Here is a 26,159-nt window from a genome sequence, read left to right as displayed (position 1 = left end):
GTGACTATATTTTAATCAAACAACCCTTATTTCACCGATAATTAACAGTTAATTTTCTTTTTCTATTCAGCACTCGCTTGGAGGACTTTAGAGCCTGTTTGCCAAATACGATATTTAACTGTTAAATCATTTGGTACGTAAAACACAATTGGTAAGCGACTATTATAATCTAATAATCCTAAATTATGATTCATAGTAACAAATTGATTTTTATTAGTGCCTTCAGGACAAGCCATAAGCGTTGAAATATCGTTATTCGCTTTATCAACAACATAGTAGTTGTAACCCCAACCTTTCAATTCTTCTTGCTTAACGATGCCACCTAAACTGCGCGTATTACAATCAGTATTTATCTCTTTACCTATTAAAACTTCAACTCGCGCTTTATTTTCATTGGCTAAAGAAGGAAGGTGGATTGCATAGCGAGTGTAGCCATCCATAGCATCTGGATAAGGTGCTATATTGTTCGCATTTTGAACTGGATTGTTAATTTTAGGTGTTGTTGAACATGCAGGTAACAATATACTAACTAACAGCAATAACAGTAATTTTCTCATTTTAATATCTCCATCAAAGATTTATCATTTACACTAACATATGTTTTTTTAATGATAGTGCGTATAATAACATTATTTAGATTAATAAAAATGGTACAAAAATGCCAGCAGAAAAAAATACCTATGATTTATTGAAGTTAATTTTAAACTTATTACTGATTGGGTTACTAATCATTATTACTTATCGTGTTGTTGAAGCTTTCTTATTTGGTTTTTTTTGGGCTGTCATGGTAGTTATTGCTACATGGCCATTAATGATAAAAATCCAGAAAAAAATGTTTAATAAACGCTGGTTATCGTTAACTATCATGGCATTAATTTTAGCGCTTGTCTGTATTATTCCATTTCTTTTGATCATCAGTAGTGTCGCACAAAATGGTCACCATCTCATTGAATGGGCTAAATCTTTATCACATCATGAATTACCTACATTTGATTGGCTGGAGAGTATCCCGACTTTCGGACCAGAACTTCATCAAAGTTGGCTAAATATCATTAAAACGGATGGTTCTGATCTGGTCTCCAGTATTCAACCTTACATTGGAACGCTAATAGGTTGGTTGTTATCACAGGTAACCAACATCAGTATATTCATCTTTCATGCTGGTGTCATGATCATTTTCAGTTTATTACTTTTTCTTAAAGGTGAAATGATTACCAAATACGTTTATTTATTTGCTAATCGCTTATCTAAACAATATGGCGCCATTACCGTGACACTAGCAGGACAATCCATTCGTGCAGTAGCTCTTGGCGTGGTAGTAACGGCAATCACTCTAGCTCTAATTGGTGGGATCAGTTTTATTATCACGAAAATGCCATTAGCGGGCGTTTTAACACTGGTGTTATTTATCTGCTGTGTTGCACAAATCGGCCCTGTCATTGTCATGCTCGGTTGTATCATTTGGCAATTTTGGAATGGTCATACTCTCTCTGGCATTATATTAATTGTTGTCGCAATTATTTTAACAACGCTTGATAGTGTAATGCGTGCATATTTAATAAAGAAAGGGGCTGATTTACCATTTTTACTGATTTTATTTGGGGTAATCGGTGGCCTACTCAGTTTTGGTTTGATGGGATTATTTATTGGTCCAGTGGTATTGGCATTGACATATAAAATCATTCAAACCTGGATTGATGAACAATCTTAAAAAGATAATATTGACGAACTAAATTGAATAACAAAAATTATATAAACAACATTGACTCAGGACTATGAAATAAGGAGTGTTATTTTCTGGCTTAAAGTGTGTTATTCTACATTTTGAACCAGTTACAATAATATATGAATCATGAGAATACCTTTTATTAAATATAATCATCAAAAGCATCTTAATGAATTAGCAAAAATCCAGCAAAATGCAGATCAATATAGTATTTTGTACGATCCTAAAGCATATAGACAAGCTTTACTTGAAAAAATCAAAAATGCCCAATTTCGAATTTATATTGTAGCACTCTATTTAGAACAAGACGAAGCTGGGCAAGAAATACTAAATGCTCTTTACCAAGCAAAAAAAATCAATCCTAATTTAGATATTAAAATCTTTGTAGATTGGCATCGGGCACAACGCGGTCGAATCGGAGAAGACAAAACGCACACCAATGCACGTTTTTATCACCAAATGAAATTACAGCATCCTGGTGTTGATGTTCCAGTATATGGTGTTCCAATTAATCGTCGTGAAGTGCTTGGGGTTTTACATCTTAAAGGATTTATTATTGATGATACAGTTATATACAGTGGTGCTAGCCTGAATAATGTATACCTGCATAAACTCGATCATTATCGTTATGACAGATATCATCTTATTACCAATAGATTACTTGCACAAAGCATGATTGATTATATCGATAACAACTTTTTACCTTTTGACGCTTTGCAACGTTTAGATGTTGCTGAACATAAATCACGCAAGCAAATTAAAAATGAAATTAAAGTTTTACGTCAACATCTTTCTGAAACCAATTATCAATATACCAATAATGCAAATAATAATGAGTTATCCGTATCACCGATTGCAGGCTTAGGTCGAAATAATTCATTAAATAAAACCATTCACCATTTAATTAATTCAGCGCAACAAAAAGTGACTTTATGCACGCCCTACTTTAATCTGCCAAATATCTTAGTTCGTGACATCATTCGTTTGCTTAGAAAAGGCAAACAAGTTGAAATTATTATTGGTGATAAAGAAGCGAATGACTTTTATATTCCTGAAGATAAGCCGTTTAATATTTCCGGTGGCTTACCTTATTTGTATGAAATTTATTTAAGAAACTTTATTGAACGATTGCAGTCATATGTTGATAAAGAACAATTAATTATTAGATTATGGAAAGATAATGACCAAACCTATCATTTAAAAGGAGTTTGGGTTGACAATGAATGGATGCTAGTTACTGGAAACAATCTTAATCCAAGAGCATGGCGTTTAGACCTTGAAAATGGTATTTTGATTCATGATCCTAAACAAGAATTACAGACACAAATCACCCATGAGCTTGATACAATACGCCAAAAAACGACATTAATTACACACTTTCAACAGATTCAAGCGAGTCAATTTTATCCGAAACGTGTTCATAAATTAATAAAGAGATTGAGCAGAATCCGCGTTGATAAAGTAATTAAGCGTTTGTTATAACCCTTTAAAATGAGTAAATTAGATATAATAGATTTATATAAGTTAAACTTGAAATCATTATATTAATGTTAAAATAAAATGCTCTAATACCTTTATCTGTGTATTAGAGCAATGTTTTAATCAACCATCCATTAAAATAAATACACCAATCAAACTCTCTTAACTTAGACATCAGATTTATAAAATTTTTATTTGCTAATAACCAGTTGTTAATGACTACATGAATTTTTATTAACTTATTTTTCTTTGTTAATTTAACAAACGTAAATCGTTTTAGTAACCTATTTATTATTGAATGACTAGGATGTTTCGCTTTTTTATACTAAAACGTATAGTTAACCTCAAATTTTTTTACAACCTATTATTTAATCTGATTTTGTTGTAAATTGAGTACCGTTCGAGCATTTGATGCACTGGTTGCAATTATGTCTATAACCCCAGAACGAAGCGCACCTAAAATCGCTGTTGCTTTAGTATTTTCAGAAGCTATAGCAATAACACACGGGATATTACGGAGTTCATCAATACTAAGACCAATTACCCGATCATTCATAGCCGTATCAACGGGATCCCCATTGATATCAAAAAAACCATAACCCGCAATATCGCCTACCACGCCTTGCTTCAAAGTTGCATGAGTTATCTCTTGGGGAGTAAACCACCCCAATTGCACCATGTAACTATTTTCGTTCATATCACCAATACCGACTAACGCAATATCTGCTTTGGCCGCTCGTTCTAATGTATCTTTGATGACTCTATTTTGAATAAAAGCTTCTTTAAGCTCTCGATTTTCAACATAGGCTGGCGCATAAAGCGTTTCGCTGCTAGCATTAAATTTTCTAGCTAAACTTCGGCTGATATGGTCAGCATCAATAATTTCTCCAACCCTTTGGGTACCACCAATTCCGCAAATAAATTTACACTGTTTTTCAGGAAAAACACCCACATGACTTGCAATCGCGGCAACATTACGACCTTGTCCAACCGCCACTGTCACACCTTTTTTTAAAACACTTGATAAATAGTTAGTTACAAGTGCGGCTACTTGTCTGCGTTGTTCACCCTCATCTTGATGATCTAAAGCGATTAGCGCTCGTTTTATACCAAAACTACTAATAAATTGCTGTTCGATTCTTGAACTAAATATTGGATGATATTTAACATTAATTTCTACAACTCCTTCCAATCTCGCTTTTTTGAGTAAGCGACCGACTTTAATGCGAGAGATACCAAATCGCTTAGCAATTTCTTCTTGAGTCTGCTCATACTCATAGTAAGCAACAGCAATTTCAGTAAGTAGCTCTGTTTCTTGCTTATCTTCAAATATATCCATTATTTTAGCCTTTTGTCATAACATTAATTTTGCTGATTAATTGCTGATAATATATTACAAAAACCTGTCGCTTGCCATGCACTACGACCAATAAATAAACCATCAATATCTAGTTGATCAATTAGTGGAGTTGAATTTTCAAGATTTACGCTGCCTCCATATAAAAGTATCATTTGATCGGCGATCTGTTGACCATAGAGTTCAACTAAAGCTGATCGCAGCTGATGATGAATATATTGTGCCTCTTCTGGAGTTGCTGCGATACCATTTTTATTAATAGCCCATATTGGCCCATAAGCTATAACCACTTGTGCTGGGTGCTGCTTATCAATCTCAAATAAGTTTATTTTCATTTGTTTGATCACTGTTTCAGCTGATACACCTAAAGACTTCTCCTCATGACTATTACCAATACAAACTAAAGGTGTTAATCCATGTTTCAAAGCAGTTTTCACTTTTTTATTGACCGTTATATAATTTTCAATGTAAACCGCTGTGATACCTCCTAAAGTTGTACCACATAACTAACAGTATAGTGGTTAAAGAAGCAACAAAAGCACCTTCGAATAAAGATGCATTAACTAAAGTCACTTTATTTTTTAATGATTCGTCTTCTATAAGTCCAATGGCTGTTTCAGCACTTAAAATGGCACTACTAATATCAGCTAAGATTAGAATATTACGATAATCAGAAGATTGTTTGATGATGTTATAAATTGTGAGGGGATCTGTTCCCATTCGGCCATCTCCCGTTACTCACGCTGAAAAAATTTTTACGTCACCCGTAGAATCCACCATATCTTCTATAATTTCTTTAAGCCCATCAGTGATTTTTTTACTGTGTGACACTAATACGATACTAATTATGAAACCTTCGAATAAATGATTAATAATTAATCTTTTGTTCGATTTTATAGAGTAAAACGATAGAGAAAATTACTTTTTAAAAAATTTGTGACTAAGATCTAAATATTAAAATGATGAGAATTTATAGCTAAATGAATGACTATGATTAGTAATTATTGAATTAAAGATAAGATAAATGACTTAAATCTCTTAATAATTGATACTAAGAGCATAACCATGAATTTTTAAATGCATGATCATAAATTTAAGATTAAAACAAAATTTAAATTTTAATAATGAGTTGTTACTCATTATTAAAAAAAGAAGCCATAATTAAATAATGTCATAAATATTGGCATAATTAAGGTTAATAAAAATCCTTGCACAATTGCAGAAGGAACAATCATTATACCTGCACCTTTTTGTAGCATCGGTAAGGTAAAATCCATAGAGGTAGCACCACATAAACCCAGTGCAGTAAGTTTATAACGTTTAATTAAACTCGGAATTAAAATGATGGCGCATAATTCGCGCAAAATGTCGTTTAAAAATGTGGCACTACCAATAATTGCACCATGCGCTTCTGTCATTAAGAGTCCAGAAAGTGAATACCAACCAAATCCAGATGACATGGCTAATCCAACACGAATTGGTTGATTGAATATCAATGCCGCTATGATACCGCCTAAAAAAGTACTTATTATTACAATTATTGTTGTAGCAATACCGACTTTACTAAGTAAGATTTGCTTTAATGAGATATTATTACTCCGTAACTGAATCCCAACCAATAAAAGTAAAAAAACCAAAACAATTTTAGTAATATCTTCATTGTATTGCCAGATAAAGAGAGGAATTAAGCCAGCAAGAAAACCTAGAATCAAAGCAATACAAACCCGTAATGATTCTAAAATCATTTTAAAGCGTGAGCCAATATCATGTTTAGTATGAGTGGTTTGCCAAGGCAGGAAGATATCAAATAACATTAAAAAGATAAAATTACCACCAAAAGTACATATAAATAAGACGCCCGCATAAAATAGGATAGTTTGTAAATTATCTTTGAGATTATCAAGGTGCGCTAATTCGGATCCCATTAGAAATAGAATAAAATAAACCATCCAGCTAAGGATTTTGTTAATTTTGGTTATCCATTGTTGGTTTTTAAAGGTAATTAAATATCCCAAACACAATGGTACAAATGCAATAAGAAGACCAAAATACATTTTCTATTTCCTGACTATTTAATTTTAGTTATTATCTTACTAATATGAAACTATCGATAAAATCGACAATCGGGTTAAGTAGACTAGCATAATTATTTAGAATAAGTCGATTTGCATGTCGCTTGTAAACACCTTAAACAAGCGACAATTTTGTCTATTTTAATATGGCGATATTGTGATTAACAATAAAGCTAGCTTATTATTTTAATGAAGCCAAATTCTCTGTAATACTATTTTCGAGTTGATCCAATAAAGCATAACGATTACGATATTCTGATCGTTTTTTACTAGCGATTTCATCCAGTGATTTTCGATAGATTTGATTAGGTAATATAAATAAACCATTGCTGTCTTGTTTGCCATCAATGGTTAACCAGAAATCATCGTAATCCGATAAAATACGTTCTTGTCGGCTATTGTAACGCCAATTATTGTAAATATGCGTTTTATTACCCACCGCCACTATTTGTTCTAAATTAAAATAGCGCGCAATGACTAAGGCCGCCTCTAACGCAACACGTTTAGGAAACAGTCCATAACACTGTTTTGTTGCTTGTTGTACTCGAATGCGAGCATCATGATGACCTGTGCCTTGTAATCCAGCAATAAAAAGTGTTGTTTTTTGTTGATATTGCATTATTGTAAAAGTTATCGTAGCCAAATCAATGCTATCATTATCATAAAAATATAGACTAATTTCACCTTCACGAGCAAACTTATTGCGTGCTTGAATGGCGATTTTGATATTAGCATCGTTTTTTACTTTAACATCAGCCAGTACAAAAGCGATATTCGGATTATAAAAAGCTTTACTCATGCTGTCAGGATGTTTAGCTAAAAAGTCATAATGGTAGGCTAGTGCCTCAAAACGTTCTTGTTGACTTAAACAAGAGGCTAAATAAGGTCGTTGTAATTTACATGGTAAATTGGTTTGGCATGATAAATAATATCCCAGTAATGGATATAGTCTCAATTTATCCAATAATTTAAATGTGATCGGACTTAAAAATAAGGTTCGAAAAAAAAATTTGAAACGATAAGTCGATTTTATCCACAGTTCATTAAGCGGAAGTTTACCGGTACAAAGCCAGTTAAACAGTTGCCACTTACTTTTAGGCTGGGACATATTCGTAATATTATTCATAAGCAGAAAAATCAAATTAGTTATTCTATTAAATATTTATATAGCGACTAAATTAATAAATAATAATGAAATATTAATAAAAAGCCATAAAATTTGAACGATAAGGTTACAACACAAAACTAGTTGGTGCAACTGTTGCTAAATAAAAGGCTAAATTATATGAAAATAAAAAACGGTGAACTGGTCACCGTTTTTCTATTAAAGTAAATAATCAGTTTAATAACAATAATTATTGTCCTTTAACTTCTTTCAAACCGTTGAAAGGTGCTTTAGAACCTAATGCTTCTTCAATACGAATTAATTGATTATATTTAGCAACACGGTCAGAACGGCTCATAGAACCAGTTTTGATTTGACCAGCAGCTAAACCAACAGCTAAATCAGCAATAGTTGAATCTTCAGTTTCACCAGAACGATGAGAAATAACAGCTGTATAACCAGCATCTTTCGCCATTTTAACTGCAGCGATAGATTCAGTTAATGTACCAATTTGGTTAACTTTAACTAATATAGAGTTTGCGATGCCTTTTTCAATACCTTGTTTGAAGATTTTAGTATTAGTAACAAATAGATCATCACCAACTAATTGGATTTTGTTACCAAGAGCTTTTGTTTGGTATGCCCAACCTTCCCAATCACTTTCATCTAAACCGTCTTCGATAGATACGATTGGATACTCATTAGTTAAACCTTCTAAATAGTGAGTAAATTCTTCTGCAGTGAATTCTTTGTTACCTTCACCTTTTAATACATATTTACCTGTTTCTTTGTTATAGAATTCAGAAGCGGCACAGTCCATCGCTAAAGTAATGTCTTTACCTAGTACATAACCTGCTTTTTCTACAGCTTCTTTAATGCATGCTAATGCTTCTGCATTTGAACCTAAGTTAGGCGCAAAACCACCTTCATCACCAACAGCAGTATTCATACCTTTAGCATGTAAAACTTTTGCTAAGTTATGGAAAACTTCAGAACCCATACGGATTGCTTCACGAACTGTTTTAGCACCAACTGGTTGAATCATGAATTCTTGTAAGTCGATGTTGTTATCAGCGTGTTCACCACCATTGATGATATTCATCATTGGTAATGGCATTGAGTATTGACCTGGTGTGCCGTTAAGATCTGCGATGTGTTGAAAAAGTGGAACACCTTTAGCTGCCGCAGCAGCTTTAGCAGTTGCTAAAGAAACAGCAAGAATTGAGTTAGCACCTAAGTTAGATTTGAAGTCAGTTCCATCTAAGTCAAGCATAATTTGGTCGATAGCTGCTTGATCTAGCGCATCCTTACCAACAACAGCTTTAGCGATTGGGCCATTTACATTTTCAACAGCTTTTAATACGCCTTTACCTAAAAAGCGAGATTTATCACCATCACGAAGTTCTAATGCCTCACGTGAGCCTGTTGATGCTCCTGATGGAACGATTGCTAAACCAACAAATCCACCTTCCAAATGAACTTCTGCTTCAACAGTTGGGTTACCACGAGAGTCGATTACTTCACGACCATGTACTTTAACGATTTTTGCCATGTTATTTTCCTCTATATGACAGATATATTACTAATGTTAATCCAAAAACTATTTTTGTTGCTGCTCTTGATAAGTTTTGGCAGCTTTCACAAAACTCCCAAATAGTGGGTGTCCATCTCGTGGTGTCGAGGTAAATTCCGGGTGGAATTGACAAGCAACAAACCAAGGATGATCTGGGATTTCAATGATCTCAACAAGTTTTCTATCTGTTGAAAGACCTGTTACTTTTAACCCAGCCTCAACTACTTTTGGTAATAAATTATTATTTACTTCGTAACGATGACGATGACGCTCCGTGATCGACTCATTTTTATACATGCTATATACTAATGAATTCGGTTCTAAATGGCAAATTTGAGATCCTAAACGCATAGTACCACCTAAATCACTGTTTTCATTACGTTGTACTACATTACCTGATTCATCGCTCCACTCAGTAATTAAAGCGATAATAGGGTTAGCACAGTCTTTAACGAACTCAGTAGAATTGGCATCTTTAATCCCAGCTACATTACGTGCATATTCAATCATTGCAACTTGTAAACCAAGACAAATACCTAAATAAGGGATTTTATTTTCACGGGCATAACGAGCTGCCATGATTTTACCTTCAACACCACGATAACCAAATCCACCAGGAATGAGAATCGCATCTAAACCTTTTAACAGATCCGTACCGCGTGATTCAAGATCTTCTGAATCAATATAACGGATATGCACCGTTAAACGATTTTTTAATCCACCATGTTTTAATGCTTCATTCACTGATTTATAAGCATCAGGTAAAGCAATATATTTACCCACCATACCAATTGTAACTTCACCAACTGGATTGGCTTCTTCATAAATTACTTGTTCCCACTCAGAAAGATCCGCTTCTTTGCATTCAAGATGGAAACGATTGCAAACAAAGGTATCTAAATTTTGTGATTTTAATAATGCAGGAATTTTATAAATAGAATCGACATCTTTAAGTGAAATAACTGCACGCTCAGGCACATTACAAAATAGTGCAATTTTAGATCTTTCATTTGCAGGAATAATGCGATCTGAACGACAAATAAGAACATCTGGTTGAATACCAATTGAAAGAAGTTCTTTCACTGAATGTTGCGTTGGTTTGGTTTTAACTTCACCAGATGATGCTAAATAAGGCACCAATGTTAGATGCATAAATAAAGTGTGCTCACGACCAACATCAACGGCTAATTGACGGATCGCTTCTAAAAATGGTAACGATTCAATATCCCCTACCGTGCCGCCAATTTCAACAATCGCGACATCAAAACCTTTTGCACCTTCAATTACACGTGATTTAATCTCGTTAGTAATATGAGGAATAACTTGAATAGTTGCCCCTAAATAGTCTCCACGACGCTCTTTACGCAATACGTCAGAGTAGATACGTCCAGTTGTGAAGTTATTTTTACGTGTCATTTTGGTACGTATAAAACGCTCATAATGACCTAAGTCCAGATCTGTTTCAGCACCGTCCTCAGTCACAAAAACTTCACCATGTTGAATAGGGCTCATTGTACCCGGATCAACATTAATGTAGGGATCAAGTTTTAGCATGGTGACTTTTAAATTGCGGGCTTCTAAAATTGCAGCAAGAGACGCTGCGGCAATGCCTTTACCTAAAGAAGAAACGACACCGCCTGTAACAAAAATATAATTCGTGACCATTAATACCAGACCATTATTTATTTAATTGAATAATATTGCATCGATTTTAAACTATAAAAATCACTGCAATATACGATGAATCAGACGGGAAATTAGTATAACAGAATCTGCCTTAGCTCACAATTGAATAATTAAGCACAGCAAATAACTTGCTCACTTTGCTCAATTAAATAACATCAATTATTCAGCTAATCCGTCTAAACATTAATCCAACCCATTAATTTGTATCTTGAATAAATTTATCCTTATAGTTACTGATTATTTTTTCTAGTCTCAAATGATTCGAACCTTTTTTCCAGATAATCAAAATACTATTGATTAAGCTGATTAAGATAACCAATAGAAATACGCAATTGTTGATCAAAATAGGCGATGAAAAAGAGAATAACTGGTTTTTATCAAAATTATAGATTATTTGCGTAGTTACTAATAATTTCGAATTCTTCTCATTGTGATAATTTACACTTTTTACTATATCTGCTTTTTTAAGGTTGCTACTATTACCTGAAAAAATTGCATTATAATCAGTTTGTGGTTTGATTGACGATTTATTTATGCTGTTTTTATCATCAATGTTTCTAATGTTGATCAAATCATTTAATATCTGATAGGTAAAATCTAATTTTTCACCGGCATTGGTAAGAAAGAACATTAACACGGCAAGTATCAACCCCGTAATAGCTAATAAAACATTATGGTAGATAAATTTTGGTGCGCCATAACTTTTCACTTCTTCACTTATTGATAAATAGTCACCGTAACTGAGTAATTGTGCAGTTTCAAGCTCTGCCTGCATATCAATCGATACATCACTGTTATTAGGAAGAAACATTTTCCAGTGTTCGGGATAAAAAACATTAAAATTTGATTCAATACTTAATTGATGATTAACAGGACAGTTATCCCTAATTTGTGCTTTAATATGATTAACATACTCGCTAGGTATTTCTCGCTTTATATACGATGCTATCATAGATAATATGAAACAGATGATTGAAAAGGCAACCAGTACGAGCGATTGAAAATGCTCTAAAGCCAATAATCCCATCACGCCAAATACAAACAATCCAATCATTAATTTGCCAGAGTTGCTCCGATCTTCGATTGCGGTTTCAAATTGATTTTTTTCTCTTTTGTTAAGAATCTCAAAAGTAGGTACTTTTTCTGATTCTTCTGTTATTAGTTGAGTAAAGGTTTCATTTGCGCTTTCAGCTCTACTCAAAGGAATAGGTTTTAATTTTCCTGTCTGCCAATATTCTTTAATTTGATTCTCTTTACGACAAGATAGATTTAAACCAGCTTGCAATAAATCATAATTGTTTATTTTAACAACAATTGCATAGCTTTTAGTAAAAACTACTTCAGCAGTATTGATAGGTTCAATATTTGTGTGAGTATTTTTTCGGACTAGACCATCAAACCCAGCAATATGGTGATCCATACTATAAGGAAAAAATAGTGATATATCATCCATCTTGTAATAGAAAGCGTCTTTAATCTTCGCATTATTTGCATGCTCTCTTTTAATATAACCTTTAATTGTCGTGACATCAGAACTGATTAATGAACTTTCCCATTGATAAGGACAAGTAATAAGGTCTTTATTATCAAGATAAGGCTGAAGCAAAATATCCTCTTCTTCAGTTAACTGTCGTATTGATTCTAGGCGGGTAAAGGTGACATTTTGGATTCGCTTTTTTTTAGGCTTATCTAAACTATCCATAATTCGTTGAGACAAAATAAAACCTCTCACCAACGCTGACGAGAGAACAACAAAAACTATAATCGCTAAAATATATAACATACTATTGATTTCTTATAAAAATAAATAACGATATTGCCTAACTTAACTTCATAATATTAAATGATTTCGTCTGCATTAGATTAATTAACTCTGAAACCAGAAATACTATGGCTATAGTAATAACAACTATCACTCACCTATCAGACAATATAGATTGTCAGACAAAAACCATGCCAGCTAAAATAGCATAATGATTGATAAATTCTTTTGACTGTTCATCTAATATTAAAATTCCTTATTTTAAAAATTATTTATTTTTTTATTTAAATACGGATCATTTATAAAATAATAAAAAATTATTTAACTGATTGCTGTAATGTGTTAACTGTCTTTTAACTATTTAGCGAGTTTCTCCTGACATTCAATAAAAGCTTTAAGCTTATCGATATCTTTAATTACCAATTTTCCAGCAACTTTATGTACAATATCTAAATTTATTAATTCATTAACAGCACGGCGATAAACACGATCTGTTGTGCCAAAACGTTCAGCTTCTAAATAGCTTTTTTGAAAATTATTGACGGGATGCACATTTAGATGATGCTGATAAATATCAAAAGCGATATTAAAACAAATTGAATATAACGTTCTTTTTAATAAAATATCTAATGTTTCTTGATAATCAAAAGCGATAGCACTGGCAAAAAACAGTGCTAATTTAGGGTGTTCAAGTAATGATAGATATAATTTATCAATACTAACTACAGCAATGGTTAACACATCTTCGGCGATAATATCAAACTGACATAAATAATCGGTAAAAAACTCCATTTCACCAAAAATATGCGCATCACAATCTATGGTACCAAGATGAAAACAGCGCCCATTATTTGCCTGATAACGTATCGAAATCGTACCATTATAAACAACAATTAACTTATCGACTTTACATCCCTGCCGGAAAAGAATCGTCTTTTCATCAACAATTTTTTTATCAACAATACACTGCTCTATAATTGTTTCAAATAATTGATTATTATCTTGCCAATATTGGCTAAAACGACCTTTATTTAATGATCTCAACTGCATAAAATTATCACTACTAACGAACTTTTAATCACAATATTACTTTATATTTGTAAAATCTAGATATTCAATTATCCATATCATTATCTTATTTTAATATGGCATAATTATAATCAACTGTGATAATAATAGCGATATACTATTTTATTTTAACTTTTTGTAATTCATTATTTTTTGTTAAATTTTATCGATACTACTTATCCTCTTCTTCTCGATCATTGAAATAGCTAACATTATAATAATAATTACATAAAAAACTGGGATTGCATTCATAATAATTTGAATACTGAAATACTTACTCAATACAGAACTAATTGCCGGACTAAACATGGCTCCAGCACTGCCACTGATTAAAATATATGACACATTTTTACTTGAGGCATTTTTTACAAATGTCACGCCGTAAGCGACAAAGGCATTATATAATGCAGCACAAACAAAACCATATCCATAGGTAAAGTAACCAATATAATCAATATGTTGAATATTAACAATCAACAACGTCATAATAAAGGCTAATATAATAATAGTTACGAAAAAATACTCAATTTTAATGCGTGTAACAATTGCTGTCGAAACGAGAGCACCTATCAAGGCTGCACCCCAATATTGAGTAATAATATTGCCTGCATTTTCAAATGAAATAGAAAATTTATGACTTACAAATAATGGCGCCCAAGTTAAAAAAGTGTATAAGGCAAGCATTGCCAAAAATAATCCAAAACCAGCAGATAAAATGCCAAAGTTCCATTCAGATTTTTGATGACTTTGCTGTTTTTGATCAGCATGAGGCTTACTAATTAAATTAAAATTGGTAAATAGAATGATAACTAACATCAATACAGTGACAATGCCAACCGTTAAATAGCTAGTAGCCCAAGACAGGTCATGAGTTAAAGCGTGGGTTGTAATAAGTGGAAAGATCACGCCAGCAATATTGAAAGTAGCATCTTGTACAACTAATATTGTACTTTGTATTTTATCTTGCCAAATAGATACCACAATTGTACCAGCAATACACAAACCTATTCCGCCACATAAACCAACCAAAATCATACAAAATTTAAGTATTATTAGAGATTTAGTGAGGTATAAAATAAATGAACATATTATGATAATACTATAATTTAGTAAGGTAATTCGTTTAATACCAATAATATCAATTAAAAAAAATGCTAAAATTGTTCCCAATAATGCCCCTCCATTTAATAAAGAAAAAATGAATGCAACATTATCGACATCAGCACTGAAACTTTGTGCAATTGGTTCAATTAGCATACCAAATTGACTGGCAAAACCAGCCATAATGAAATTAGCTAAAAAACTGATAAGAGTAAGAGATAATTTATTTCTCATATTATTATCCAAAGATATACATTACATAACTAATTAGGATTATGTGGCAACATTTAAAGCCAGCTTTATCATATTATTGAATGTTAATTGCCTCTCCTCTGCAGTCGTTTCTTCGCCAGTTAAACAATGATCTGAAACTGTTAAAATGGCTAATGACTCAATATTAAACTGCTGTGCGATACCATATAGACCTGCGACCTCCATATCTATACCTAAAACACCCGATCTTTCGAGCGTACCAATTAACTTTTCATCTGGGTCATAATAAAGATCACCACTAAAAACATTACCAACTTTTACAGGTAAACCCATCTCATTAGCTATTTCATATGCACGATGTAATAATGAAAACGTCGCGGATGTTGCAATGTTATAACCATCCGCTCTTTTTTGATTCGTCATAGAATCTGTTCCAGCAGCCATCGCTAAAATAACATCTCGCATTTTAATGCCTAGTTGGGTAGCACCTATACTACCAACTCGAATAATGCGTTTAACGTTATAGTCATTAATTAATTCATGTGCATAAAGTGTCATGGATGGGATACCCATTCCATGTCCCATCACAGAAACAGCAACACCATCATAAAGGCCTGTATATCCAAGCATATTACGTACATTACAAACTTGTTTTGCGTCAGTTAAATAATTTTCTGCAATAAATTTGGCTCGTAAAGGATCGCCAGGCATGATAACGGTTTGTGCAAAATCGTTAGGATTAGCATTGATATGTGCGGTCATAATATTTCCTGATTAATTAGTAATTTATTTCCAAATTATAATCAGGATATATTTCATTCAACTAGGACATAAGTCCGAAATCGTTGTTCTATGCCACATTTTTGGAATTTTTTGGGTAATTTGATAATTAAATTATCATTGATTTTTAGAAAGTCGCTTGATGCGCCTTTCGTTTTATTTTGAAGATAACTTATTTAACCGTTTTTTCGCTGCGGGATAAGCCGATAATACCAGATCGAACCATTTCAACTATATTGCAGGTGTTACGAATTGAAGATAGACATAACTCAAGTTTGTCACTCGTTCCTGTTATAAAAAAGACGATTAAAGCGTCTTTAATTTGATCTAGAATATAATTTATTTCACTGTTTTTTCACTGAGGGATAATCCAATGAATACCAGATCTAACTAGTTCAACTATATTGCAAGTCTCTCGAATTGAAGAGAGACATAACTCAAGTTTGTCACTTGTTCCTGTTATAAAAAAGGCGCTTCAATGATGCGCCTTTCGTTTTATTTTGAAGATAACTTATTTAACCGTTTTTTCACTGCGGGATAAGCCGATAATACCAGATCGAACCATTTCAACTATATTGCAGGTCTCACGAATTGAAGAGAGAAATGACTCAAGTTTGTCACTCGTACCTGATAATTGCACAATATAGTGAGTTGCTGTCACATCGACAATCGAACCTCTAAAGATATCGGCACAACGTTTAACTTCATCACGCGCATCTGATGTTTTAGCGGCTATTTTTACTAACATAATTTCACGTTCTACATGTGGGCCTTCGGTTAAATCATTAACACGATACACATTAACTAGTTTATGAAGTTGTTTTTGGACTTGTTCAAGCACATGTTCATCACCTGAGGTTTGAATCGTCATTCGACTCATTGTCGGATCTTCAGTTTGTGCGGTCGTAATGGATTCAATATTAAACCCACGTTGTGAAAACAAACCAATGATACGCGACAATGCGCCCGGCTCGTTTTCTGTTAAAATTGATAAAATATAACGCATTAGGTTCTCTCCGTTTTACTTAACCACATTTCATTCATTGCCCCACCGCGAACTTGCATTGGATAAACATGTTCTGTGGCGTCTGTCATAACATCAATAAAAACCAAACGATCTTTTATCGAAAGCGCTTTTTTAAGCATAGGTTCAAGATCTTCCCGTTTGTTAATCATCATACCCACATGACCATAAGCCTCAGCAATTTTTGCAAAATCAGGTAACGACTCCATATAAGATGAAGAGTGACGACCAGCATAAATCATATCTTGCCACTGTTTAACCATTCCTAAAAAGCGGTTATTAAGATTTAAGACAATAACAGGCAAGCCATATTGCAATGCCGTTGAAAGTTCTTGTATATTCATTTGAATACTGCCATCACCTGTAACGCAAACAACCGTTTTATCAGGAAACGCTAATTTAACGCCAAGTGAAGCAGGCAAACCAAATCCCATGGTTCCTAACCCACCCGATGTAATAAAATGACGCGGTTTATCAAATGGGTAATAAAGTGCTGTGAACATTTGATGTTGTCCCACATCCGTTGCCACATATGCATTACCTTTAGTTAATTTGTATAACACTTCAATGGCTTCTTGAGGTTTGATACTTTGACCTTCATGACTATAGGCCAAGCAGTGTCGTGCACGCCAATGTTCAATTTGTTTCCACCAATCAACTAATGCATCAAAATCACGTTCGATGTTTAACTCATCCAACATGGATAACATGATTTCAAGAACGACTTTGGCATCACCAACAACAGGAATTGTTGCATGAATTGTTTTGGATATTGAGGTAGGATCGATATCAATATGGATAATTTTGGCTTTTGGACAATATTTTTCAACGTTATTGGTCGTTCGATCATCAAAACGTGCACCGATAGCAAGAATCACATCGGCATTATGCATCGCCATATTGGCTTCATAAACACCGTGCATACCAATCATCCCTAAAGAATGTTTGTCCGATCCAGGAAAAGCACTGATACCCATTAGTGTTGAAGCAACAGGTAAATTCAACGTTTCCGTAAGCGTTTTAACTTCACTACTTGCATCAGCACTAATTACACCACCACCAACAAATAACACTGGCTTTTTAGCAGACAATAAAGTAGTTAACGCTTTTTTGATCTGTTTTTTATGACCTTGAATAGTTGGATTATAAGAGCGCATTAATACTGTTTCTGGATAATGATAAGTGTATTTATTAGCTGGATTAACAATATCTTTCGGTAAATCAATTACGACCGGCCCGGGTCTACCTGTTGAGGCGATGTAAAACGCTTTTTTTATCGTTTCAGGAATATCTTTACTATTTTTAATTAGGAAGCTATGTTTAACAATTGGACGCGAAATACCAACCATATCACATTCTTGGAAAGCATCATTGCCGATAAGATTACTGGCAACTTGACCAGACAAAATAACCAGTGGCACTGAGTCCATGTAGGCAGTGGCAATACCTGTTATCGTATTGGTTGCACCTGGCCCTGATGTGACCAAAACCACGCCGACATCACCCGTTGCTCTGGCATAACCATCCGCCATATGGACAGCGGCTTGTTCATGACGAACTAAAATGTGCTCAATACCACCGAGTGTGTGAATTGCATCATAGATATCAAGAACACTACCACCAGGATAACCAAATATCTGTTTTACTCCTTGATCAATCAAAGATTGAATGACCATCTCCGCACCTGACAATTTTGCCATGCTTATTGCCTCCAATATAACTTATTTGTCATTTAATACTTCATTTTGCATTAACTTATACATAAAATCAATAAACTCAATGATATAAGTGATACAAATTTTGTTAATTAAAAAATATATTAAATTATGAGAAATAAAACTAATTAAAACAATGTTTAATAATTTTCTTTAAAATATTATTTATTGATTTTATTGTTATTTTTATCGTATTTATATAAACTCTTAATAAGTTAATCTCTGGCAATACTGATTCTAGATTCCATTACTATAATATAGGCGTTATTATGAGCATTCTCTCAATTAAACCCATCTCACTTGCCGATTGGCAATTAGTCAAAGTTTCTGGTACTGATAATCATAAATACTTGCAAGGACAAGTAACAATAGATATTGACAATCTCACAGAACAAACAGCATTATTTGCTGCTCATTGTGATTCTCAGGGAAAAATGTGGAGCAATTTATTATTATTCCAACGAGGTCAAGATATTTACTATATTGTTCGAAAAAGTGTAGTAGAAAAACAAATGGCTGCCTTAAAAAAATATGCAGTCTTTTCAAAAGTCAGTATTGAACCTGTTACCGACTTAAATATTGTTGGATTAGATTCTCAAGCAATACCGAGCGAAATACTTGCAAAATTTACGGATAATAATTGTTTTACTGAAAATAATGTTACCTATATAAAATTAACCTCTCCTCATGTTCGAGTAATTAAGATAACACCAGAGGCAATCGATGATGATTTAGAGCCTTGTAGTCGTTGGTTACAACTTGAGTTAGAAGCAGGTTATGCCATTATTGATGCCGAAAATACCGAAAGCTTGTTACCTCAAGCCTGTAATTTGCAATATCTTGATGCTATCAGTTTTGATAAAGGATGTTATTGTGGGCAAGAAATGGTCGCTCGCGCACAATATCGGGGAGCCAATAAACGCGGACTTTATTTATTAGCCGGCAAAAGTGCTGTTTTACCAGTTATTGGAGGCACCATAGAATACCAAATTGATGGTAATTGGCGAGAAAGCGGTCAAGTTTTAGCAGCTTTGAAACTTAATCAAGATAATAATATTTATGTGCAAGTTGTGCTAGCTAATGGCATTGATTTTAATACCCCATTTAGAGTAAAAGGGGAAATTGATAGTGTACTTAGTTTCAATTAGTTAAATATTATTTTAAAGATATTTGTCAAACAGTTAACCAAAAAATATTATTAATTGGTTAACTGTTTAGTCATTTAAGTATTTTTACAAATTATAGATTAATTAATATCGACTTTTGTTTGACCAATTCTTGTTGTCTCAATTAGCCAAACATTCTTTCAATGATATTCGTCAAACATTTAACCAAAAAATATTATTAATTGGTTAACTGTTTAATCATTTAAGTATTTTTACAAATTATAGATTAATTAATATCGATTTTTGTTTGACCAATTCTTGTTGTCTCAATTAGCCAAACATTCTTTCATTGATATTCGTCAAACAGTTAACCAAAAAATATTGTTAATTGATTAACTGTTTAATCATTTAAGTATTTTTACAAATTATAGATTAATTAATTAATATTAACTTTTATTTGCCCAATTCTTGATTGACTATTTCAATAAAATACTCAACACCGGTTGTTAAAACTTCATCATTGAAGTTATAAGCTGGATTATGTAAATTCGCTCCTTGCCCCGCACCTAACCACACATAAGCACCGGGTATTTTTTTTAGCATAAAAGCGAAATCCTCAGCACCCATTGATGGATTTGGATCAATAATAACACTGGCTTCCCCGACCACATTTTTAGCTGCTTTAATGGCAATGTCTGCTTGCTTTGCATAATTGATAGTAGCAGGATAACGTCTTTGATAGTCTACCTCGGCTTTAGCTTCAAATGTAGATGCAATACCTGTAGCAATTTGTTTAATACGACTTTCAGCCATATCTTGAATTTTTGCATCGAATGTCCTGACTGTTCCTCGAATAACGGCTTGTTGCGGTATTACATTCCAAGTATCGCCACTGTGTATTTGAGTTACACTGACCACTAATGAACTGAGTGGATCTGCATTACGACTTACAATACTCTGTAAACCATTAACAATTTGAGTTGCGGTTAAAATAGTATCTTTACTTAAATGAGGTGCTGCTGCATGGGCACCGACACCCGTAATTTTAATTTCAAAAACATCATAGGATGCCATCATTGGTCCATGGGTTATATAGAAATGGTTAAGTTGCATATTAGGTTGATTATGGATACCATACACAGCTTCAATTGGAAAACGTTCAAATAATCCATTTTCCACCATAACGCGCGCGCCACCTTCGTTTTCTTCTGCAGGTTGGAAAATGACAACTACTGTTCCAGCAAAATCTCGATGTTCACTTAAATATTTGGCTGTTCCTAATAATGTAGCAGTATGACCATCATGACCACAAGCATGCATTTTACCCGGTATTGTTGAGCAATAAGCAATTTTATTTTCTTCAATAATATCTAATGCATCAATATCAGCTCGTAAAGCAATCCATCGACCCTCTTTATTACCTTTAATAATACCAACTACACCCGTTGGTGCAAACTCTGTATAGAGTTCGTTAATACCAAAAGATTTCAGTTTTTCGATTATAAATTTTGTCGTGTTTAACTCTTCAAAAGCGGTTTCTGGATGGGCGTGGATATGATGACGCCAAGTGATCATGTCTGATTTCAATTCATTGATAGTACTCATTATAAATTCCTTATTGATTCTCGTTTTTAACTGAGTCAGTATAAATGTGCATTACTATACTGCTATTTCATCTTTTATGAAAATAACTATTTTTACTAAGATTATTGGTTTTAGTTATATCGTGAAACGGAAACAGTTATAAGCCTACAAATTGTTGACTAAAACGTATAGTTGACCTGAAACTTCTTGACTAAAATAACATAGACAATAACCCGAAATTAATAAAAAGGGACCAAATGGAATAATTGTCAAAGACTGTTTTTTCAAAAGATTCTTCTGAAAAAAATAATAGAACATACCTAATAGCGAGGCAATTATCAATAATAGCGCAAGTAATTGATATGGAATCCAAGTACCTAGAGCTGCAAGTAGTTTTATATCACCTCCGCCTAATCCCTGCTTGTTAGAAATCAGATAAAACAAAATAGCAGGTAATTTAAGTAAAAGATATCCACATAAAATACCAATTAATGCGTCATCTAACCTAATGTTTGTTACATTGAAATAGGCTGCAATTAATCCTGCCCACATCAAAGGTTGAGTAAAAAAATCAGGCAGTAAAAAGTATTTAAAATCAATGGATGCCAACAATAAAAAATAACAACTTAGAAACATTAAAATAAAACTCTGATAACTGAGGCCTTTATGCAAATAAATCACTAAAAATAAAGTAGCGACCAGCAATTCCCAAGCAACATATTTGAATAAAATGATGCTTTGACAGTAATAACAACGCCTTTTTAAAATGAGCCAAGAAACAATTGGAATTAATTGCCAAACGTTTAATCTCGTTTGACAACAAGGACATTTTGAACGTTGCAAGCTTATTTCTTTCAGATAAACTGATAATGTTTGTGATGGAGCAAAACGACAATATGCAACATTAATAAAACTACCCACACAAAGACCTAGACATATGACTATAAGCATTATCATTAGTGAATTACTTCTCCGAGTTGAAATATCGGTAAATACATAGCAATTATTAAACCACCAATGATCACAGCCAAGACTAACATCAATAAAGGTTCAAAAGCTTGGGATAGATTTTCTATCAATGTTTGATTCTGTACTTCATAATAAAGGGCTAAACGACTTAACATCAGATCTAAAGTACCAGATTGCTCACCGACATGAATTAACTGACGGCACAAGTTAGGAAAACAGGGTTGTAGATGTAAAACATGACTGAATGAGTGCCCTTGCTCAATGCCTGAAATGATTTGTAAAATACTATTACGATAAATACAATGGTAAGAAGCATTAGCCGCAGCGGTTAAACCCGCCAATAACGGAATTCCGGCTTTTTGAGTGATCGCAATTGTTTGGAAAATTTGAGTTAAACAGCTTGTTTGAATGATCTTATTAACAAAAGGGATTTTCATTAAGGCGATTTCAATTTTGTTACGGTATTGCTTGTTAACGTAACGTTGAAAAACAAAAAAACTCCCTACTAAAATCATACACCCTATTTGCCAGCTTTGTTGCAGATAGTCAGCAATATCAATAATGCACTGAGTAAAAAAAGGAAGCTCTGCATCAAAATCATGATAGATATCAGCAAATTTTGGTAAAACAAATAATAACATGACTAAGCTTACAATTATGGCTACCGATAATAAAAACACAGGGTACCGCATTGCTTTTTTAAGGTTTTTTTGTAATTTAATGGATTTTTCGAGCAATGATGCTAATTGCTCAAAACTCTCATCAAGTTTACCCGTCAGTTCACCTGTGGCAATAATTTCACAATACAGTGAAGAAAACACATAATTATATTTGGCTAATGCACTGGATAAGGGCTCACCTTTTACAATTTGCGCCTCAATTTCATTTATTAAATATTGCCAATGAGGTTTAGATTCTTCTTCCGCCAATAAATTTAGACTTTCAATTATCGATAATCCAGCCTTTAACATCGTTGCCAATTGTGTCGTTATATTCAGTAATTCCGATCGGTTAAAGCTACGCGCCGTTATAAAATTGCCCGCTTTTACTTTTATGGCTAATTTACCTTGTAATAATAGCTGTTTTTTGGCATCACTTTGTGAAGTTGCGATTATTTGATATTGATGAAAATCCAAGTCATACCAAAAATAGAGCCTCTTCATACAAAATCACCTAAAACACGATACAATTCGGCAACGGAGGTAATACCCTCTTTGACCATTTTCTGACCTGCTTTTTTTAAGGTGATCATATTGGATGGCGCACGAAGCTGATGAGTCAATATTTGATGTTGAATTTCTGGAGTGATTACCAGAAATTCGTATAATCCAATTCGTCCTTTATAACCGCCAACACAATGTGAACATCCCGATGCAACATAATGCGGGATAGTTTCATCAGCTAAAAAAATTAATTGGTTGGCCACAACTTTACAGCTATTGCAAAGCTTACGCACTAATCGCTGTGCAATAATCAACTTCAAACTGGATGAGAGCAGATAATTTTCAATGCCCATTTGATTTAAACGTGTCAACGCTTCAATACTTGAATTAGTATGTAATGTTGATAAAACCAAATGTCCTGTTTGTGCTGCTTGAATAGCAATTTCTGCGGTTTCTTGATCGCGAATTTCACCGATCATCATCACATCGGGATCTTGCCTTAATAGTGCACGTAGTATGATAGAAAAAGTCAAACCGGCTTTAACATTCACAGAAGTTTGATTGATACCTTCAATTGGCACTTCAATCGGATCTTCAACACTGCAAATATTTCGATCACTGCGATTTAACTTTTTCAGTCCACTATACAGTGTCACGGTTTTACCACTTCCAGTTGGCCCCGTTACTAAAATTAACCCTTGCGGATAATCAAGTATTTGCTGAAAATGGTTTAAATCATCAATACTCAGACCTAAATCATTAATAGTCAACTCAGAGTCATGATTATCCATAACACGTAATACAATCTTTTCACCGTTTATGACGGGTAAAGTTGCTATTCGCATGGCATAACGATCAATCACCAATTGTCCATCTTGGGGTAACCGCTGCTCAGCAATATTAAGATTGGCCATAATTTTCAATCTAGCCGTTATTTGTTTGGCTAATGATAATGGTGGTGTAAGCATATCTTGCAGCACACCATCAATACGCATTCGAATACGATAGTAATTTTGATAAGGTTCAAAATGAATATCCGAAGCGCGTTTATCCAACGCCGATAGGAGTAATTTATCAAGGCTGGCAACTAACTGTTCTTCTTGCATTATAAATTTTCCTTATTCTGAATTTTTACGAGATTAGAATTTGAAAATATCTTCACATGCAGCTGTCAAACTGTCATCTAGTGGTGAAGTTAAGCAAGTTCGTGTCCAATCTAATCCGCCATGAGCACTATTTTCAGTGGGTGTTAAAGTTGTCGTTAACCCGGTCAAAGCACTGGCACCCACTAATGTAATCGCGCCATTTGTAACGGTAACGGATGTAACATAATTCGTACTTTTAGTCAGTGGCACGCCATTGCTACCACTTTTACAATGAGTTAAATTTCCTTGTTCAATTGCACAAATTTCAACGGCTGTCTTATAAGCCGTCATCGTTTGCAACATATCAGTTAAAGCCGCTTTTTTTACATATCCTTGATAAGCAGGCAAACCAATGGCAGTTAAAATAGCGATTACAACAATTGCAATCATTAGTTCGAATAAAGTAAATCCTGATTGATTGGACATAAATTCCTCGGGAAACAAAGCAAATGATTTAAGTTCTGCCTTTATAGCAAAACAAAAAAATGAAATAATACGAAAATCGATATTCTGGAAAAAAGAATGCATTATGTTTGCAACGATCCGAATTTAGTAAGCCTTGTTTGTGAAATATGTCGCAAAGATAAGCTGATGAATGAAAGATCTTTTAAAATGAGTTGGAGTTTACTATGTCACTAAAAATTGTTAATGGTTGGTTACAAGGGGTCAAACAGATCATTTCGCCTTTTTATGATGAACGCCCAACCGATAAATCCATATCTTTACTGGTGATCCATAATATCAGCTTACCACCTAATCAATACGGTGGACCTTATGTAGAACAGTTATTTACCGGTAAACTTGATCCGAATGAACATCCCTACTTTGCAACAATTTATCAATTAAAAGTATCAACTCATCTGTTCATTCGTCGAGACGGAGAAATCATTCAATTTGTACCGTTCGATAAACGAGCTTGGCATGCAGGTAAGTCAATCTTTGAGGGGCAAGAAAACTGTAATGACTTTTCAATTGGTATTGAAATGGAGGGATGTGATACTGATAATTTTACAGATATACAGTATCAACAACTTGCAGCGGTAACCTTATTACTACAACAAACTTATGCTATAAAAAATATTATCGGTCATAGTGATATTGCGCCCGACCGTAAAACGGATCCTGGTCCATGTTTTGATTGGCAATTTTATCGAGGATTGCTTACTCAAAAATCACAAGTCAAACGATTTGAAAAACAACTTGAGTTAATTATCGCAGAGCTACAAAAAATTGCATTGTGGCAAACATCGCCACCGAACCCTGATGCCTTTTTAAGTGAGCAACCCTTTGCGCTTGATACTATGCAAGCCCATGAATGGTTACAATGGATTTTTATTCCACGCATGCGAGCACTTATTGAAGCTAATGCCAATTTACCTCAATTTGCTTTACATCCGTACTTTGAAGAAGCACTAAAAGATGAAGAAGCAAACTTTCATAATTTATTAAATCTGATTAAACAGCTTGATGAATTATCCTCCTCACAAAAATAAAGATAAAAAAATTACCGCATTCAATTTGCGGTAATTTT

At 33.6% G+C, this 26,159-nt stretch carries 24 protein-coding genes and 1 pseudogene; 5 read left to right on the top strand and 20 right to left on the bottom strand.

The features are described 5' to 3' along the window. Window positions 1-62: 62 nt before the first annotated feature. A complete protein-coding gene (gene eco, locus AC5LW9_RS06675; protein ID WP_198227812.1) occupies window positions 63-557 on the bottom strand; it encodes a serine protease inhibitor ecotin in 495 nt (164 codons plus the stop codon). Window positions 558-658: 101 nt separating this feature from the next. Between eco and ydiK the strand changes: the two genes are divergently transcribed. Then, on the top strand, window positions 659-1,711 hold the full coding sequence (gene ydiK / locus AC5LW9_RS06670) for an AI-2E family transporter YdiK (RefSeq protein ID WP_198227813.1): 1,053 nt from the start codon (window positions 659-661) through the stop codon (window positions 1,709-1,711). A gap of 141 nt (window positions 1,712-1,852) precedes the next feature. After that, window positions 1,853-3,208 (top strand): CDP-diacylglycerol--serine O-phosphatidyltransferase, encoded by a 1,356-nt coding sequence (gene pssA, locus AC5LW9_RS06665; protein WP_198236251.1) that lies wholly within the window; start codon window positions 1,853-1,855, stop codon window positions 3,206-3,208. 361 nt (window positions 3,209-3,569) lie between these two features. Here pssA and AC5LW9_RS06660 read toward each other — a convergent pair whose 3' ends face one another. The 14 genes from AC5LW9_RS06660 to ilvI form a co-directional block, all read right to left on the bottom strand. Beyond that, window positions 3,570-4,544, bottom strand: a complete 975-nt coding sequence (locus AC5LW9_RS06660; protein WP_493456571.1) for a sugar-binding transcriptional regulator — start codon at window positions 4,542-4,544, stop codon at window positions 3,570-3,572. A 23-nt stretch (window positions 4,545-4,567) separates the two neighbouring features. Next, window positions 4,568-5,017: a triose-phosphate isomerase gene (locus tag AC5LW9_RS06655; RefSeq protein ID WP_493456598.1), complete on the bottom strand. Its 450-nt coding sequence runs from the start codon at window positions 5,015-5,017 to the stop codon at window positions 4,568-4,570. Window positions 5,018-5,024: 7 nt separating this feature from the next. Then, the gene (locus AC5LW9_RS06650) at window positions 5,025-5,282 is read right to left on the bottom strand and encodes a PTS sugar transporter subunit IIA domain-containing protein (protein WP_232352503.1); all 258 of its coding nucleotides are present in this window, start codon (window positions 5,280-5,282) and stop codon (window positions 5,025-5,027) included. A 422-nt stretch (window positions 5,283-5,704) separates the two neighbouring features. Then, on the bottom strand, window positions 5,705-6,616 hold the full coding sequence (locus AC5LW9_RS06645; protein ID WP_198227816.1) for a LysO family transporter: 912 nt from the start codon (window positions 6,614-6,616) through the stop codon (window positions 5,705-5,707). Window positions 6,617-6,815: 199 nt separating this feature from the next. Further along, window positions 6,816-7,760, bottom strand: a complete 945-nt coding sequence (locus AC5LW9_RS06640; protein ID WP_198227817.1) for a VirK/YbjX family protein — start codon at window positions 7,758-7,760, stop codon at window positions 6,816-6,818. Window positions 7,761-7,989: 229 nt separating this feature from the next. Further along, entirely contained in the window at window positions 7,990-9,291 is a 1,302-nt protein-coding gene (gene eno, locus AC5LW9_RS06635) for a phosphopyruvate hydratase (RefSeq protein ID WP_025315203.1), read from the bottom strand. A gap of 48 nt (window positions 9,292-9,339) precedes the next feature. Further along, window positions 9,340-10,977, bottom strand: coding sequence for a glutamine hydrolyzing CTP synthase (pyrG, locus tag AC5LW9_RS06630; protein ID WP_025315202.1), 1,638 nt, complete (start codon window positions 10,975-10,977; stop codon window positions 9,340-9,342). Between the two features lie 217 nt (window positions 10,978-11,194). Beyond that, the gene (locus AC5LW9_RS06625; RefSeq protein ID WP_198227819.1) at window positions 11,195-12,781 is read right to left on the bottom strand and encodes an IgaA/UmoB family intracellular growth attenuator; all 1,587 of its coding nucleotides are present in this window, start codon (window positions 12,779-12,781) and stop codon (window positions 11,195-11,197) included. A gap of 336 nt (window positions 12,782-13,117) precedes the next feature. Continuing rightward, a complete protein-coding gene (locus AC5LW9_RS06620) occupies window positions 13,118-13,810 on the bottom strand; it encodes a Crp/Fnr family transcriptional regulator (protein WP_493456570.1) in 693 nt (230 codons plus the stop codon). 174 nt (window positions 13,811-13,984) lie between these two features. Then, window positions 13,985-15,163 (bottom strand): MFS transporter TsgA, encoded by a 1,179-nt coding sequence (tsgA, locus tag AC5LW9_RS06615; RefSeq protein ID WP_493456569.1) that lies wholly within the window; start codon window positions 15,161-15,163, stop codon window positions 13,985-13,987. 39 nt (window positions 15,164-15,202) lie between these two features. Continuing rightward, entirely contained in the window at window positions 15,203-15,904 is a 702-nt protein-coding gene (deoD, locus tag AC5LW9_RS06610) for a purine-nucleoside phosphorylase (RefSeq protein WP_086327587.1), read from the bottom strand. Window positions 15,905-16,094: 190 nt separating this feature from the next. Beyond that, on the bottom strand, window positions 16,095-16,217 hold the full coding sequence (locus tag AC5LW9_RS06605) for a hypothetical protein (RefSeq protein WP_198227920.1): 123 nt from the start codon (window positions 16,215-16,217) through the stop codon (window positions 16,095-16,097). Between the two features lie 216 nt (window positions 16,218-16,433). Beyond that, entirely contained in the window at window positions 16,434-16,928 is a 495-nt protein-coding gene (gene ilvN / locus AC5LW9_RS06600) for an acetolactate synthase small subunit (RefSeq protein ID WP_039128719.1), read from the bottom strand. Then, window positions 16,928-18,646: an acetolactate synthase 3 large subunit gene (ilvI, locus tag AC5LW9_RS06595; RefSeq protein ID WP_198227825.1), complete on the bottom strand. Its 1,719-nt coding sequence runs from the start codon at window positions 18,644-18,646 to the stop codon at window positions 16,928-16,930. Before ilvI ends, ilvN begins: the two co-directional genes overlap by 1 nt. 284 nt (window positions 18,647-18,930) lie before the next feature. On the opposite strand from ilvI, the gene ygfZ reads away from it, so the two are divergent. Beyond that, a complete protein-coding gene (gene ygfZ, locus AC5LW9_RS06590; RefSeq protein ID WP_198227827.1) occupies window positions 18,931-19,809 on the top strand; it encodes a tRNA-modifying protein YgfZ in 879 nt (292 codons plus the stop codon). A gap of 411 nt (window positions 19,810-20,220) precedes the next feature. Here ygfZ and AC5LW9_RS06585 read toward each other — a convergent pair whose 3' ends face one another. The 5 genes from AC5LW9_RS06585 to ppdD all read right to left on the bottom strand — a co-directional run bounded on the left by AC5LW9_RS06585 (window position 20,221) and on the right by ppdD (window position 25,054). Continuing rightward, window positions 20,221-21,372 (bottom strand): M20 aminoacylase family protein, encoded by a 1,152-nt coding sequence (locus AC5LW9_RS06585; protein ID WP_493456568.1) that lies wholly within the window; start codon window positions 21,370-21,372, stop codon window positions 20,221-20,223. 144 nt (window positions 21,373-21,516) lie between these two features. After that, a complete protein-coding gene (locus tag AC5LW9_RS06580) occupies window positions 21,517-22,272 on the bottom strand; it encodes a prepilin peptidase (RefSeq protein ID WP_493456567.1) in 756 nt (251 codons plus the stop codon). Window positions 22,273-22,307: 35 nt separating this feature from the next. Beyond that, window positions 22,308-23,483: a protein transport protein HofC gene (gene hofC, locus AC5LW9_RS06575; protein WP_493456566.1), complete on the bottom strand. Its 1,176-nt coding sequence runs from the start codon at window positions 23,481-23,483 to the stop codon at window positions 22,308-22,310. Next, entirely contained in the window at window positions 23,480-24,589 is a 1,110-nt protein-coding gene (locus AC5LW9_RS06570; RefSeq protein WP_493456565.1) for an ATPase, T2SS/T4P/T4SS family, read from the bottom strand. Before AC5LW9_RS06570 ends, hofC begins: the two co-directional genes overlap by 4 nt. A gap of 33 nt (window positions 24,590-24,622) precedes the next feature. Next, window positions 24,623-25,054, bottom strand: coding sequence for a prepilin peptidase-dependent pilin (gene ppdD / locus AC5LW9_RS06565; protein ID WP_086326789.1), 432 nt, complete (start codon window positions 25,052-25,054; stop codon window positions 24,623-24,625). Between the two features lie 203 nt (window positions 25,055-25,257). On the opposite strand from ppdD, the pseudogene ampD reads away from it, so the two are divergent. After that, a pseudogene (ampD, locus tag AC5LW9_RS06560) lies at window positions 25,258-25,806 on the top strand (1,6-anhydro-N-acetylmuramyl-L-alanine amidase AmpD); the annotation flags it as partial. Further along, complete coding sequence (locus AC5LW9_RS06555; protein ID WP_493456597.1) at window positions 25,786-26,121, top strand: YqcC family protein; 336 nt, start codon at window positions 25,786-25,788, stop codon at window positions 26,119-26,121. The pseudogene ampD and the gene AC5LW9_RS06555, both read left to right, overlap by 21 nt. The last annotated feature ends 38 nt before the right edge of the window (window positions 26,122-26,159 follow it).

This window comes from Gilliamella sp. LMG 34360, from assembly GCF_984568995.1.
This window is presented reverse-complemented; position numbering and strand designations above follow the sequence as displayed.